Below are 14,569 nucleotides of genomic sequence, written 5' to 3' on the forward strand. Positions count from 1 at the left end.
CTCGGCATTTGCTGTTAATGGCTGTCCGCTATAGAAATAGCTTGTTGGGAGTAACGGGTGGGCTAAACAAAAATCCCTGACCGTAAATGCAGCCTTTGTCTGATAGGTATTGTGCCTGTTCTTGAGTCTCAATCCCTTCTGCAACGACTTTAAGCGATAAGGTTTTGCCCATAGCGATGATCGCATTAACGATGGCATTGCTGTCGCTGTGACTCGGTACATCTTTCACAAATGAACGGTCGATCTTCAATTTGTTGATTGGCAGACCTTTCAGGTAAGAAAGCGAGGAATAGCCAGTACCAAAATCATCCAAAGATATTTCGATACCGAGTTCTCGCAGTTGATTTAACGACGCAATGGCCTGTTGTGGATCGATCAACAAAAAGCTTTCGGTGATTTCGATATCCAAATGCTGCGCAGAAAAACCAGTCTCTTGAAGTATCACCTGAAGCCGGTCGATAAAGTTCGATTGCTGCAGTTGGAGTGCGGATACATTGACGGCTATTTTGCCGAAATTAATTCCAGACTCCCGCCAAGCGTGGCCCTGAATACAAGCCTGCCTGATAACCCAATCGCCGATGCTTTGAATTAGCCCAGTTTTTTCTGCAATTGGAATAAAATCAGCAGGGGACACTAAGCCAAATTCAGGGTGCTGCCAGCGCAACAGGGCCTCCACGCCAACAATAGAGTTCTGCTCCAGGTTGTATTGGGGTTGATACTCCAAACGCAGTTGCTGTTTCTCTATTGCCTCGTGCAGCGCTGATTGAATTCGCACGTGGGAAATGGACTTGTGAGTCAGATCCGGTGAATAAAAAGCGTAGCCGTTACGGCCATTTTTTTTCGCTAAGTACATGGCAGTATCTGCATTTTTCAGCAGTGTTTCACTGTCTTGACCATCGGTTGGATACAGGGCAATACCGATACTTGCTGAGACACGCAATGATTCGTGACTGGTCAGCTTAAACGGTTGATGGAATACACCTAAGATGCTGTCCACCGTTTCGGACAGCGCGACATCACTTTGCGTCTCTGGAAGAATAATCACAAATTCGTCGCCGCTGATTCGTGCGACATGGGCATTGAGATGCAAGGTGTCTTGCAGACGTATTGCCAGTTTGGTCAGCAATTGGTCACCGCAAAAATGCCCCATACTGTCGTTGATGTGCTTAAAGTGATCGATATCCAGGAAAAGGGTCGCAAAGCTTTGCTGGCTCTTTTGACCAGTTTCGATGTGTTGCTCGAGCAATCCAAGTAAATGAGTACGATTTGGCAAATTGGTCAACGGGTCATAAAACGCCATTCGCTGCAGCTTTTCTTCATGTGCTTTGCGCACCGAAATGTCTTCAAACACACAGATATAGTTGATCAGCTGATCTTTGTCGTCCATTACCGCGCTGATGGTGGCCAGTTGAGGGTAAAAGCTGCCATCTTTCTTGCGGTTGATGAACTCGCCTTTCCACTGTCCTTTAACTTGTAGCTCAGACCATAAATTTAGATAGAAGCTGCTATCGTGGTGTCCAGAGTGAAGGATTTTCGGTGTATGACCAATCACTTCTTCTGCACTGTACCCTGTGATGTTCGTAAAGGCAGGATTGATATCGATAATGTTTGCATCACGATCGGTGATGATCATCCCTTCTTGCGAGTTATTGAAGATCTTCGACGCCAACGTTAGTTGGGTTTCTATGGTTTTTCTACGTGTGATGTTTCGCGTCATGCCCATGACACCAATCAGCTCACCTGCTTGATTGCGTACAGGTGACTTAATGGTTTCGAGCCAGGTTGGATTATTGTTCGAGTCGATTTGTCGGCACTCTTCAACAATATTCTGATTGCCAGTTTCAACCACTGTAATATCAGCTTGAATGAATTTTTCAGCGCGCTGTTCGCTGAAAAGGTCAAAATCATTTTTACCAATGATTTCCTGATTGGTTTTTTGCCAGGCTTGCTCGACGCTTCGGTTAGTCATTGCATACAGGCCATCGGTGCCTTTGATCCAGATATGGTCTTCAAGGCAGTCGATAAACTCTTGTAATGTTGGGATTTGACTTTGATCTTGCTGATACCGCAGATGGCGTTGTTGTTCTTGTTGGTAATGTCGGCTCACATCAAAACTAAACCGACCAGCAAGTGCGCTCAGCCACGCTGGCACGTGATGGCTTTGTGCGTTTGTGTAAGTCAGCGTAATCGCGGCAAACAAATCACCGTTAGGTAGCCACACCGGACAGATGCTGAGGATCTGCTGCTCATAAGCTGTGTTGACGGTTTCTAACTGAAAAGGGGTAAATTGAGCGGTGATCTGCTCAATCTCGGCAACAATCGCATCATGGTTCTGCTCTGCGGTCGACAACGCGCTGTGTTGCCACTGTTCGTTGTCATTGAAGGCGTAGACTTGTCCCTGTGCATGGTTGGCATTACAGCACTGTTGCAGGGCATCTTGCCAGTCTGCTAATGAAGAAGATGGAATATCAAAGCGAAACATAATTAGTACGGTATCCTGAATCGCCCAACGATGTGTTTATAAAAATATAGCTGAGATGGCTATTGGGCTTTGGCTGTATCGTATCCGACCATAAAATAATTCCAAGCGGTAGAAGACGCTTCAGTTCATAAAAATACGAATTGATAACGTCTGTTAGTGAGAGGCATTGGCGGTTTTCTCTTTTTTGCCAAACTTGACTTGCTGAATCACCAGACCACTGATGATCAATACCAGCCCGATCAGCGTAGAGGGATGAATGTCTTCACCAATAATCGTCGCCAGTAACATCAGGGAGATGAATGGGGAAGCGAAAATCAGGTTACTGATGCGAGCCGTATTCTGTGTTGACTTGAGCGCGCTTAGCCAAAGGACGAACGTAATCCCCATCTCAAACAGACCCACATAGGTCACCGCAGCCCAGCCTTGGGCCGAGATGGTATTCCAGCTTTGTCCTTCATAGATGCTTAACGCAACAGTAAAAGGAATCGCAACCAGAAAACCAAGTAACACGCCCACGACCGGATCCGCTTTGTTTTTGGTGTTGAGAATCCAATATCCTGCCCATAGCAATGTAGAGAGCAGAGCTAAACCAACGCCAAGCGGGCTCTCAAAATCCATACCTAACACGTTGCCCTGAGTGGCAATCACAATCACACCTAGGTAACTAAACGCGCAAGCAATCCAGTCTTTGCTACGAATTTTCTGCCCGAGAAATACCGCTGCCATGAGCGTCAGCGTGATGGCCCAGCTGTAGTTGATGGCCTGGGCCTGAGAGGCCGGGAGCAAGTCATAAGCCTTAAACAGGATCAGGTAGTAGGCTAATGGGTTAATCAGGCCAAGTAGCAGGTAATACCAAGGATTCGACAGAAAGGTATCGCTGAGCTGATTCAACTTGCCTTGAACACCACATACGATGACAAGAGCAATAGCAGAAACGATGCTGGCAATACACAGCATCTGAATCGGAGTGAACTCGGCTAATGTGAGTTTAAATGCGGTCGCCACTGTCGACCAAAGTAATACTGCTGAGAGCCCAAATCCTAGGGCGCGACGCTCATTCATGATGCCTCTGTATCGTGTTCAAAGGCTCGGCGATAAGATTTTGAGCGAGCCAAAGGATATTATTTTGAGCAGGTAGTGTATGCGAGGATTTTTCATCCAACAAACTGGACATTTATCCAGTGTCTAAATACCATTGTTATAGATATAAAACACAGGCTAACTCGCTATTATGCAATGGATTCTTGAGCATCAATCTCTCATTCTCTCTTCTCTATGTGCCGCTGCAGTCAGCGGAGCGGCGGTCGGTTGGTGGGTAAAACAGCGCTTTATCACTCAAACTCAGCTTCTTGAGCAGCAACTGTCTGCTGAAAAACAGCTTCACCAACAACAGCTTGAGCAAGTGGGTCAGCGTCTGGCTGAAGCGCAACAAGAGCTGGATGAACTGGATGACGAGCGCGATAAAGCGGCATTTGAAGTGCGTCAGTCACACGGCAAGTTGATGGCAGCAATGGAGAAGCTTCGTTATTTCGAAGCCGTCAAACAAGAGCGTCAGCAGTATTTCGATGAGCTCGGGAAAATGCGTGAGCAAAAATCGCGTTTGGAAACCCAATTACGAGAGCAGCAAGCGCGCCATGAGCAAGTGAATCAGTCGAATGCAGAAAAGCTGCAAATACTGGAACAAGCAGAAGTACGCCTGAAGCAGCAATTTGAGCACCTTGCCAACCAGCTGTTTGAAGAGAAAACCGCGAAGGTGGATCTGCAAAATCGTCAGAGCTTAGAAGGCTTGCTTTCTCCGCTAAGAGAGCAATTGGATGGCTTCAAAAAACAAGTCAATGACAGCTTTAGTCAGGAAGCCAAAGAGCGTCATACACTGGTGCATGAGCTAAAAAATCTGCAACGTTTAAACGAGCAAATGACGCGTGAAGCGGTGAACCTGACCCAAGCTTTGAAAGGCGACAACAAGCAGCAAGGCAACTGGGGCGAAGTGGTTCTTGCCCGTGTGCTGGCAGAATCTGGTTTGCGAGAAGGGCACGAATACGAGACGCAAGTGAATTTGCAAAATGAAGCAGGTAAGCGTTATCAACCTGATGTGATTGTTCACCTTCCGCAAAATAAGCAAGTTGTAGTCGACTCGAAAATGGCTTTGGTGGCGTATGAGCGTTACTTCAACGCGGAAACCGATGCACAGCGAGATCAAGCGTTGAATGCCCATCTTATTGCGCTGCGTGCGCACATCAAGGGCTTAAGCATGAAGGATTATCACAAACTCAAAGGCATCCAAAGCCTCGACTACGTTTTGATGTTTATTCCGGTGGAACCCGCTTTTCAGGTCGCTATTCAGGCTGATCCGAGTTTGGTTAAAGACGCGATGGAGCAGAACATCATTTTGGTTAGCCCGACTACCTTGCTGGTGGCGCTGCGTACCATTGATAATTTATGGCGAAATGAACGTCAGAATGAAAACGCGAAACTGATTGCAGAGCGAGCGACCAAACTTTACGACAAACTACGTTTGTTTATTGATGATATGGAAGGTTTGGGCGGGGCGCTGGATAAAGCCAATCAAACGTATCAAGGCGCGATGAACAAACTTGCCACAGGTCGCGGTAATGTGATTCGACAGGCAGAAAGCTTCAAGCAACTTGGTGTCGAGATTAAGCGCCCAATTTCCTCTGATCTTGCACAACTGGCACAGAGTGAAGCATTTTCCGAAAATGAATCGTTAGTTGAAAGACATCCGGCTGAGGATAAAGTAAACTAATCGCCCGCAGTACATTGGGCGACTCTATTTGTCAGCAACCGCCCAGCAGTGAAACGTGCTGCCTAAGAGGAATTAGAATGACGGACACAAGCTTGCAATCCAATAATGCATTAGAGAACGAAACCACCCACTTTGGTTTCACTACCGTGGCGAAAGAAGAAAAAGTAACTAAAGTTGCCGAAGTTTTTCACTCCGTGGCAGCAAAGTACGACATCATGAATGACCTGATGTCGGGAGGCGTTCACCGTCTGTGGAAGCGTTTCACTATCGATTGTAGTGGTGCTCGCCCGGGGCAGCGCATTCTGGATCTTGGCGGTGGTACTGGTGACCTGACAGCAAAATTCTCGCGAATCGTCGGCGATCAGGGCCATGTGATTCTGGCGGATATCAACAACTCAATGCTGAATGTCGGCCGCGATAAGCTGCGCGATAATGGTATTGTGGGCAATGTGCATTACGTTCAGGCGAACGCAGAAGAACTGCCGTTCCCAGATGATTATTTTGATGTGATTACTATCAGCTTCTGTCTGCGTAACGTAACGGATAAAGACAAAGCGCTGCGTTCGATGTTCCGCGTTCTTAAGCCGGGTGGCCGTCTATTGGTACTGGAATTTTCGAAACCAGTCATCGAACCATTATCGAAAATTTATGACGCATACTCGTTCCATCTGTTGCCAAAAATGGGCGAATTGGTCGCGAACGATGCAGAAAGTTACCGTTACCTAGCAGAATCTATCCGCATGCACCCAGATCAAGACACTCTGGAAGGCATGATGCAAGAAGCGGGCTTCGAAAACACCAAATACTACAACCTAACGGGTGGTATTGTGGCGCTGCACCGCGGCTACAAATTCTAAGGGTTAACGGCATGCCATTTGAACCTCTTATTACTGCCGTCATTGAAACGTCGCTGAACACACTGATTAAAGACGATCCTGCTCTAGGTCGTCGTTTAGCACGTCTGAAAGGCCAGGTTATTCAAGTCCACCTGAAAGAAATCAATAAGACGCTGACCTTTGTTTTTAGTCAGCAGATTGATGTTTTGGGTAACTATGAAGGTCATCCTGACTGTTATTTGTCTCTCAACCTGAGTGTGTTGCCGGAATTGCGAGATCAAGCCAACATCACCCGTCTTATCAAGCAAGATAAGCTTGAGTTGGAAGGCGATATTCAACTGGCACAAAAATTCTCTCAGCTGATGGTAGATTGCAAACCAGACATTGAAGAATGGCTGTCGCGAGTGACTGGAGATGTTGTAGCCCATACGGTCGTGCAGGGTTCAAAAAACGTCGGTAACTTTTTCGTTTCTCAAGCAGAAAAACACCAGCGACATCTAGCGCAGGTGATGACAGAAGAGTGGAAATTCGCGCCAGCGCCGCTCGAAGTCGCACATTTTTGCGATCAAGTGGACGAAGTACGCAGTCAGGCATCACGAGTGGAAGCTCGTCTGAATGCTCTGCTTGATAAGTTAGATGCGGATAAGCCTGGGTTGGAGAAACCATGACTCCAGCAGAAATAAAGCGCTTATATCACATCGTTAAAGTACAACTGGAATATGGGCTGGATGAGTTGTTGCCGGAGCATCAACTGACGAAAGCGCCGCTTTGGATGCGCAAAAGCCTGTTCTGGATTAAAAATAAACACCCCGAGAAGCCATTAGGTGATCGCCTTCGTTTAGCGTTACAAGAGCTGGGTCCGGTTTGGATCAAGTTCGGTCAGATGATGTCGACCCGCCGTGACTTATTCCCGCCTCATATCGCCGATCCCCTTGCGTTGCTTCAGGACCAGGTTGCCCCATTTGATGGTGAACTAGCGAAACAACAAATGGAAAAGGCGTTAGGTGGTCCGCTCGAAAACTGGTTTACCGAGTTTGATATTAAACCACTGGCCTCTGCGTCTATTGCTCAGGTGCACACTGCACGACTCAAAGACACTAGCCAAGAAGTGGTATTAAAGGTCATTCGCCCAGATATTCGCCCAGTTATTGATTCCGATCTAAAACTGATGCACCGAATGGCACGTATAGTCGCGGGGGCAATGCCTGAAGCACGTCGTTTAAAACCGGTCGAAGTTGTTCGTGAATACGAGAAAACGCTTCTCGATGAACTCGACCTGCGTCGTGAGGCGGCTAACGCGATTCAATTGCGTCGAAATTTCGAAGATAGCGAAGAATTATACGTTCCTGAAGTTTTTCCTGACTTCAGTAATGAAACTGTCATGGTTTCTGAGCGAATATATGGCTTTCAAGTTTCTGATATAGAAGGCTTGATAGCAAATGGCACCAATATGAAACTGCTGGCTGAACGCGGCGTGAGTGTGTTCTTCACTCAGGTGTTCAGAGACAGCTTCTTTCATGCCGATATGCATCCCGGTAATGTGTTCGTTAAACCTGATCACCCAGAAAACCCAACGTGGATTGGGTTAGATTGTGGGATCGTTGGTACACTTAATAGTGAAGACAAACGTTATCTGGCGGAAAACTTCCTTGCGTTCTTCAATCGTGATTATCGTCGAGTGGCGGAATTGCACGTGGACTCAGGTTGGGTGCCGGCAGATACCAATGTTGACGAATTTGAGTTTGCGATTCGCATTGTTTGTGAGCCAATTTTCGCTAAGCCACTGTGTGAAATCTCCTTTGGTCACGTGCTATTGAATCTGTTCAATACTGCACGTCGTTTCAATATGGAGGTTCAACCTCAACTGGTATTGCTGCAAAAAACCTTGCTGTACGTGGAAGGGCTTGGCAGACAACTTTATCCGCAGCTTGATTTGTGGGAAACCGCAAAACCATTCCTTGAAGAATGGATGATGAATCAAGTCGGTCCGCAAGCTTTAGTGAATGCCATTAAAGATCGCGCACCATTTTGGGCGGAGAAGTTACCGGAATTGCCAGAGCTGCTTTATGATAGTCTCAAACAAGGTAAGGCGATGAACCAACGTATGGATCAGCTTTATCAGGGCTACCGTCAAAGTAAGCGACAGCAGGCGACAGGTAAGTTTTTATTTGGTGTTGGCGCCACTTTAGTCGTATGCTCGGCAATATTGGTGGATAACGCTTATGAGCAGCTATCGTTCGCCTGTGGGATTGCAGGTGTCACATTCTGGCTGTTTAGTTGGCGAGCTTATCGTCGATAGACGGTAAACTCTTGAAATACATTTTGTTTAAAGACCCGAGGTAAAAAGAATGGGTGGTATCAGTGTTTGGCAACTTCTAATCATTGCTGTAATTGTTGTATTACTATTCGGAACCAAGAAGCTACGTGGTATCGGTGGTGATCTAGGCGGTGCCGTTAAGGGCTTCAAAAAAGCAATGAGCGATGACGAAGATGCTGCGAAAAATGCTAAAGACGCTAAAGACGCTAAAGACGCAGACTTCGAGCCAAAAAGTTTAGAGACGCAGCAACAAAAAGAAGCTGCACCTGAAACGAAAAAAGACAAAGAGCAGGCGTAAAACGTGTTTGATATCGGTTTTTGGGAACTGGTATTAATATCTGTTGTTGGTCTGGTCGTTCTTGGACCGGAGCGTTTGCCTCATGCTATTCGCAGCGTGTCCCGCTTTGTCGGTGCCGCTAAGAGTATGGCAAATAGCGTCAAAGACGAATTGTCACACGAGCTGAAAGTCCAAGAGCTGCAAGAGAACTTGCGCAAAGCTGAGCAAATGGGGATGAAAGATTTATCCCCTGAATTGAAGTCTTCTGTGGAAGAACTTAAACAAGCTGCGCAATCTGTAAACCGCCCTTACGCGGAAAAAACTGAGTCCGATACTAAGCCTGTGAAAGCAGAGCCTGTCGTTGAGTCGGTAGAGAAAGCGGAAGATATCAAGGTTACAGCGGCAGATAAAAAAGCCGAATAGTCTCATTAGGAGGAGCTGCTAGGATAAGTAGCTCCTTTTTGATCTGGTTTTTACAAAGAGGTTTGCCATGTCTACCGTCGAGCAGACACAACCTTTAATTAGTCACTTGTTGGAGCTTCGCAACCGACTACTGCGTTCAATATTAGCAGTGTTGGTGGTGTTTGTCGGGCTAGTTTATTTCTCTAACCATATTTACGAGTTTATCTCAGCACCTTTGGTAGAACGTCTGCCTGAAGGGGCGACGATGATTGCAACTGATGTTGCGTCACCATTTTTTACGCCACTTAAACTGACTCTGATTGCGTCGGTATTTGTTGCCGTGCCATTTATTTTGTATCAGGTGTGGGCATTTGTGGCACCAGGCTTATACAAGCACGAACGTCGTTTGATCATGCCGTTGCTGTTTTCCAGCTCTTTGCTGTTCTACTGCGGTGTAGCGTTTGCGTATTTTGTTGTATTTCCGCTCGTGTTTGGCTTCTTCACCGCGATTTCGCTTGGTGGTGTAGAGTTTGCCACTGACATTTCCAGCTATCTGGATTTTGTACTGGCGCTGTTTATGGCGTTTGGCATTGCTTTTGAAGTACCGGTCGCGATCATTCTACTGTGCTGGACGGGTGCAACAACACCACAGGATTTAAAGCAAAAACGCCCATACATCATCGTTGCAGCGTTTGTTGTTGGTATGGTGTTGACGCCACCGGATATGATTTCCCAGACTCTGCTGGCTATTCCAATGTGTTTGCTGTTTGAAGTTGGTTTGCTGTTTGCGCGTTTCTACACACGCAAAGATGAGGAAGACGAAACAGAAGAGTAGTCTCAGGCTCGTAAAACTATCAGTAAAAAAGCGGCTCTCCAGAGCCGCTTTTTGATCGTGAGTACTAAAGCGTCATTACTTGACTTTTAGTACGTAGCCACAGTTCGAACATACATATATTTCTTTGATTCCTATGAGCTTTTGAAAGAAGGTTCGGCGCTGACGTTGTAAGTAAATACCATGCTGACACATAAAAATTCCTATTTTTGTTATGATTTTTAACAAATATATTATGTGAAGTTGGTTCCAAAATTAAGGGGTTAATGGGTTTGAAACGATGTTGTGTGATGGTGATTGTTAAATAGGGCTTGCTTGTTTTATGAAATACTCAGTAAGAGGCTATTTTTAAAGCAAAATCAATCGGTTCCAATACGCTCTGACAGTGCCCTTGCCGTGATGCCATGTAAAACAAGGCTTAGTATTACAGTGCAAGCTACGGTTAATGCAATAAAGCGTCCCCCTGGTAACTCCGCATCTAAGACGATGATGGTAAATACAATACTCGCTAAACCTCTCGGACCAAACCAGCCCATGAACCAGCGGTGACGGGCGGGTACGGAAGTGCCGATAAAAGAGAGATAGATAGGGATCATTCGAATCAGCGTTAAACTGATGAGGGCGTATACCATCATGTTGATGGAGAAAAGCCCGAGAACTTGCCCCACAACAGCCGCCCCAAAAAGAATCCAAGTCAGCATGGCTAATAGCTCGGCGAGGCTCTCAGTGGTCAATACCAGTTTGTGAGTATGGCGAGAAGCAAGATGACCAAACAGAAGCCCACCTGTGAATGCCGCAATGTAACCACTGCCGTGTAGAGTTTGCGCTAAACCAAAGCTGGTCAGGGCAATAGCGCCCACTGTCAGCTGAACCCAAATTTCACTGAGCCATTTTTTCTTCGCGCTCCAGTAGAGTAGCTTGGCGCCAATGTAGGCTAGCGACAATCCAACCAGTGTGCCTATACCCAGCTCTTCAGCAAACACCATCAAAGCATGACGCGTACTGATATCAGCATGGGTAGTACTGGTTTCCACGGCGATGAGAAGCAACAGGATTGGGACGCACAGACCATCATTAAGTCCGCTCTCTACATTGAGTCCTTCGCTTACGGGAGTTGGTACCTTCGGGTTTGATATGACGGCTTTGCCCAGTGCCGCGTCGGTTGCCGCGAGCATAGTAGCGAGGATGGCAGCTTCTATAATCGATAAGACGTCAAACAGAATAACTGCGACGAATGTTCCCAAGATAATCGCGCCCGGCAGTCCAAACATGAGCATCCGGACTGGATAAACGGCTTTTTGTTTTAATACGGTGAGATTGGAGTGAGCGGCATCTGAGAAAAGAATTAAAGCCAGCGTCAGGTCGGCTAGCAGTCTTAAGTCATTGGCTTCTGCTGATAATCCGATTATCCCCAGACCATATTCACCTAGCAGCAATCCCAGAGCGACATAAACTATCGGTCCAGATATTGCGGAGTTTTCGATGCGCTTTGCTATCAGGGTATATAAGAACACAATTCCAGCGAGAATGCTGATAACAAAATAGATACGCTCCAAATCCATAAGTACTTCCTTGTACGTCATGCTGATTTTTGAACAACTTTGGTATCAGTGTAGCAATAGCTATCGCAAAGTTTTTAGTTTGTTGCTGAGTAACTTATTGAGTTGAAGGTAAATTAAACAGGGATTCGGCATTCGCTGTCGTCACTGTGTCTACTTCTTCAATGGTTAAGTCTCTCAGTTCAGCAATACGCTGGGCAACGAGAGAAGTGTAGGCTGGCTCGTTGCGTTTCCCGCGATGTGGGACTGGCGCTAAGTAAGGGCAGTCAGTTTCCAGTATGACCCACTGCATATCGAGGTGAGGGATAACTTTATCCATCCCACCATTTTTAAAAGTTGATACGCCACCTAAGCCGAGGTGGAAGCCCAACTCGTTAATCGCTTTTGCTTCTTCTAAACTGCCACCAAAACAATGAAATACGCCACGCAAGCGGCCATCTTGCTCCTGGCGTAGCAGAGTTAATGTTTCTTCGATGGAATCACGAGTGTGGATCACAACAGGTAAGTCCATCTCTTTTGCCCAGTTAAGTTGGGTAATAAATGCCATTTCCTGCTCAGCTCGGTAGGTTTTATCCCAGTACAGATCGATACCAATTTCTCCCACAGCGATGAAATTGTGTTTCTCAAACCAACCGCGAATGATTTCCAGAGTTTGTTCAACATTATCATCCACATAGCATGGGTGAAGGCCCATCATCGAATGGCATACTTCAGGATAAGCCTGTTCGGTTTGCAGCATCGGCTCAATCGACTCCAGATCGATGTTTGGCAGCAAAATCTTATTAATGCCTTGTTCTCGTGCGCGTTCTACAACTTCGTCGCGGTCATTATCAAATTCGCTGGCGTATATGTGCGCGTGGGTATCGATCATGGTTCGTCTCTGTGCTTCGTTTTTTAGGTCTTGTGAGAAGTATACTTGAGTGTGAGGGCGGGGTCATTTTCAGTTTTTTTCCGCGCCTTTTTCCAGATTGTCACCCGCAAAGTGCATCAAGAGTGATATGATTTTATCCACCAGATGATTTGATCATCATAACCGTCCAGACAAGGAGAAAATGGTGTCTGTATCAATTCAAGGTCCATTCCCTGCACGCCGTATGCGTCGCTTACGTAAGCATGACTTTAGCCGTCGTCTAGTGGCTGAGAACCAACTTTCTGTTAATGATTTGATTTACCCAATGTTCATTCTGATGGGCAAAGATCGTCGTGAAAGCGTAGAGTCCATGCCGGGTGTAGAGCGTTTGTCTATTGATTTAATGCTAGAAGAAGCGCAATACCTTGCAAATCTAGGTGTACCTGCAATCGCACTTTTCCCTGTCGTAAACCAGGATGCGAAAAGCTTATGTGCGACTGAAGCCTACAACCCAGAAGGTTTAGTTCAGCGTGCAGTGCGTTCTCTTAAAGAGCATATCCCTCAAATCGGTGTTATTACCGACGTTGCGCTGGATCCATTTACCACGCATGGCCAAGACGGCATCATTGATGAAGACGGCTATGTAATGAATGATGAAACGACTGAAGTATTGGTTAAACAGGCGTTGTCTCACGCAGAAGCGGGTGCTGATATTGTTGCGCCATCAGACATGATGGATGGACGTATTGGTAAAATCCGTGAAGCGCTGGAAGAAGCAGGACATATTCATACGCAAATCATGGCTTACTCTGCGAAATACGCTTCGAACTACTACGGGCCATTCCGTGATGCGGTCGGTTCTTCGTCTAACCTTAAAGGTGGCAATAAGAAAAACTACCAAATGGATCCGGCGAATATTGATGAGGCGATTCACGAAGTCGCGCTGGATATCAATGAAGGTGCCGATTCTGTAATGGTTAAGCCGGGGATGCCTTATCTGGATGTGGTACGCCGTGTGAAGACTGAGTTGCAGGTGCCGACATTTGCTTACCAAGTGTCGGGTGAGTACTCGATGCATAAAGCGGCGATTCTAAACGGTTGGTTAAAAGAGCGTGAAACGGTGATGGAATCATTGCTATGTTTCAAACGTGCGGGCGCTGATGGCATCCTGACTTACTTTGCCAAAGATGTGGCGGAGTGGTTAGCGGAAGAAAACGCTCAAGCGGCTCAATATCTAAATATGTCTCAGGAAGCGACAGAAGAGTAATTATCGCTTAGTGAGAAAAACCAGACCGACAATAGTTGTTCGTCTGTATATACCCAAGTAACCTCTGGCGGATCAAATATGGCTTATTTACATAGCAGCAGTCCAAGGTGCTTGGGTATTAAATTTCTGGGGAGAGAACAATGACAATGCTGATTCGTGAAGGCACGTTGGAAGAGGCACTTCAGGTGGTAACTCACGTAAAAGAGTTTGCCAATGGAGAAACAATGGAGTCTATGGCACAGCGTCTCGGCGATAAAAACAGCTTAATTCTAGTGGCTGAGAAGAACGGTTCGATTTTAGGCTTCAAAATTGGTTATGAATTGGATGATGATACTTTTTACAGCTGGTTTGGTGGTGTAGCTCCTCAGGCTCGTAATGAAGGGGTTGCACAAATGCTGTTAGAGGCCCAAGAAGAGTGGGTGGCTGAGCAAGGTTATAAAACCCTTAAAGTGAAGTCTCGTAACCAATTCCCAGCTATGCTTAGATTGTTATTGAGAAATGGTTATCTCATTGAAAAGTTTGATGAAAACGTTAATCTTCGCGAATCTAGAGTACACTTCATTAAAGCAATATGAAATTAAATGAGATTTTTTCTCATTTAATTCTTGACAGTTAAATGAGAATCATTATTATTAATCCTGTCTTAGGGAATGAGGAATGGTTCACAAGGACGTTGATTTACTTATTAATAGTTGTTGATTAACAGAAGTTGATTAACTGGTGTTGAGAAGGTGATGAAACAGTTTCCAAGAACTTGCACGAACTCTTTTTGACACGACATTGCTCACATTGCTTCCAGTGTAATTTATAGCTTCTTGGTTAAGCAGCTTGATAAAAAATTGCTTTACCACTTCTGCTAGGCGACCCAATTGGGTCGCTTTTTTCTTTTCTACGATTTCATTTGACGCCACGATTCATAACTTTTCCACATTTGATGATCATTTTCAGATCGTTGATCTTTTCATCTTAAAATAAAATTATTT

At 45.9% G+C, this 14,569-nt stretch carries 13 protein-coding genes; 9 read left to right on the forward strand and 4 right to left on the reverse strand.

Translation table 11 applies throughout. The features are described from left to right. Positions 1-28: 28 nt before the first annotated feature. Together VER99_RS00435 and VER99_RS00440 are read right to left on the reverse strand one after the other, a co-directional pair. On the reverse strand, positions 29-2,482 hold the full coding sequence (locus VER99_RS00435; RefSeq protein ID WP_020336274.1) for a putative bifunctional diguanylate cyclase/phosphodiesterase: 2,454 nt from the start codon (positions 2,480-2,482) through the stop codon (positions 29-31). A 153-nt stretch (positions 2,483-2,635) separates the two neighbouring features. Next, positions 2,636-3,544, reverse strand: a complete 909-nt coding sequence (locus tag VER99_RS00440; RefSeq protein ID WP_020336275.1) for a DMT family transporter — start codon at positions 3,542-3,544, stop codon at positions 2,636-2,638. Positions 3,545-3,713: 169 nt separating this feature from the next. On the opposite strand from VER99_RS00440, the gene rmuC reads away from it, so the two are divergent. The 7 genes from rmuC (at position 3,714) to tatC (ending at position 9,913) form a co-directional block, all read left to right on the forward strand. Then, entirely contained in the window at positions 3,714-5,246 is a 1,533-nt protein-coding gene (rmuC, locus tag VER99_RS00445) for a DNA recombination protein RmuC (protein WP_020336276.1), read from the forward strand. Between the two features lie 77 nt (positions 5,247-5,323). Beyond that, on the forward strand, positions 5,324-6,103 hold the full coding sequence (gene ubiE / locus VER99_RS00450; RefSeq protein WP_014230498.1) for a bifunctional demethylmenaquinone methyltransferase/2-methoxy-6-polyprenyl-1,4-benzoquinol methylase UbiE: 780 nt from the start codon (positions 5,324-5,326) through the stop codon (positions 6,101-6,103). An 11-nt stretch (positions 6,104-6,114) separates the two neighbouring features. Next, the gene (locus tag VER99_RS00455; RefSeq protein ID WP_020336277.1) at positions 6,115-6,750 is read left to right on the forward strand and encodes a ubiquinone biosynthesis accessory factor UbiJ; all 636 of its coding nucleotides are present in this window, start codon (positions 6,115-6,117) and stop codon (positions 6,748-6,750) included. Continuing rightward, on the forward strand, positions 6,747-8,381 hold the full coding sequence (gene ubiB, locus VER99_RS00460) for a ubiquinone biosynthesis regulatory protein kinase UbiB (RefSeq protein WP_020336278.1): 1,635 nt from the start codon (positions 6,747-6,749) through the stop codon (positions 8,379-8,381). The genes VER99_RS00455 and ubiB overlap by 4 nt, the downstream gene beginning before the upstream one ends. 49 nt (positions 8,382-8,430) lie before the next feature. Beyond that, complete coding sequence (gene tatA / locus VER99_RS00465) at positions 8,431-8,697, forward strand: Sec-independent protein translocase subunit TatA (protein WP_014230501.1); 267 nt, start codon at positions 8,431-8,433, stop codon at positions 8,695-8,697. Between the two features lie 3 nt (positions 8,698-8,700). Further along, on the forward strand, positions 8,701-9,099 hold the full coding sequence (gene tatB / locus VER99_RS00470; RefSeq protein ID WP_014230502.1) for a Sec-independent protein translocase protein TatB: 399 nt from the start codon (positions 8,701-8,703) through the stop codon (positions 9,097-9,099). A 67-nt stretch (positions 9,100-9,166) separates the two neighbouring features. Continuing rightward, the gene (gene tatC, locus VER99_RS00475) at positions 9,167-9,913 is read left to right on the forward strand and encodes a twin-arginine translocase subunit TatC (protein ID WP_014230503.1); all 747 of its coding nucleotides are present in this window, start codon (positions 9,167-9,169) and stop codon (positions 9,911-9,913) included. A gap of 356 nt (positions 9,914-10,269) precedes the next feature. Here tatC and VER99_RS00480 read toward each other — a convergent pair whose 3' ends face one another. Then, positions 10,270-11,472, reverse strand: coding sequence for a cation:proton antiporter (locus VER99_RS00480; RefSeq protein WP_020336281.1), 1,203 nt, complete (start codon positions 11,470-11,472; stop codon positions 10,270-10,272). Between the two features lie 94 nt (positions 11,473-11,566). Next, complete coding sequence (locus VER99_RS00485; RefSeq protein ID WP_020336283.1) at positions 11,567-12,340, reverse strand: TatD family hydrolase; 774 nt, start codon at positions 12,338-12,340, stop codon at positions 11,567-11,569. Between the two features lie 184 nt (positions 12,341-12,524). Between VER99_RS00485 and hemB the strand changes: the two genes are divergently transcribed. Both hemB and VER99_RS00495 read left to right on the forward strand, forming a co-directional pair. Next, positions 12,525-13,586 (forward strand): porphobilinogen synthase, encoded by a 1,062-nt coding sequence (gene hemB / locus VER99_RS00490; protein ID WP_031779279.1) that lies wholly within the window; start codon positions 12,525-12,527, stop codon positions 13,584-13,586. A 140-nt stretch (positions 13,587-13,726) separates the two neighbouring features. Further along, positions 13,727-14,161, forward strand: coding sequence for a GNAT family N-acetyltransferase (locus VER99_RS00495; RefSeq protein ID WP_020336285.1), 435 nt, complete (start codon positions 13,727-13,729; stop codon positions 14,159-14,161). Positions 14,162-14,569 lie beyond the last annotated feature (408 nt).

This window comes from Vibrio natriegens NBRC 15636 = ATCC 14048 = DSM 759 (genome assembly GCF_035621455.1).
GTDB lineage: Bacteria > Pseudomonadota > Gammaproteobacteria > Enterobacterales > Vibrionaceae > Vibrio > Vibrio natriegens.

Bases quoted from the DNA above. Each gene is read 5' to 3' on its own strand.
- VER99_RS00435 (WP_020336274.1), bottom strand. From the start codon at position 2,482: ATGTTTCGCTTTGATATTCCATCTTCTTCATTAGCAGACTGGCAAGAT.
- VER99_RS00440 (WP_020336275.1), bottom strand. From the start codon at position 3,544: ATGAATGAGCGTCGCGCCCTAGGATTTGGGCTCTCAGCAGTATTACTT.
- rmuC (WP_020336276.1), top strand. From the start codon at position 3,714: ATGCAATGGATTCTTGAGCATCAATCTCTCATTCTCTCTTCTCTATGT.
- ubiE (WP_014230498.1), top strand. From the start codon at position 5,324: ATGACGGACACAAGCTTGCAATCCAATAATGCATTAGAGAACGAAACC.
- VER99_RS00455 (WP_020336277.1), top strand. From the start codon at position 6,115: ATGCCATTTGAACCTCTTATTACTGCCGTCATTGAAACGTCGCTGAAC.
- ubiB (WP_020336278.1), top strand. From the start codon at position 6,747: ATGACTCCAGCAGAAATAAAGCGCTTATATCACATCGTTAAAGTACAA.
- tatA (WP_014230501.1), top strand. From the start codon at position 8,431: ATGGGTGGTATCAGTGTTTGGCAACTTCTAATCATTGCTGTAATTGTT.
- tatC (WP_014230503.1), top strand. From the start codon at position 9,167: ATGTCTACCGTCGAGCAGACACAACCTTTAATTAGTCACTTGTTGGAG.
- VER99_RS00480 (WP_020336281.1), bottom strand. From the start codon at position 11,472: ATGGATTTGGAGCGTATCTATTTTGTTATCAGCATTCTCGCTGGAATT.
- VER99_RS00485 (WP_020336283.1), bottom strand. From the start codon at position 12,340: ATGATCGATACCCACGCGCACATATACGCCAGCGAATTTGATAATGAC.
- VER99_RS00495 (WP_020336285.1), top strand. From the start codon at position 13,727: ATGACAATGCTGATTCGTGAAGGCACGTTGGAAGAGGCACTTCAGGTG.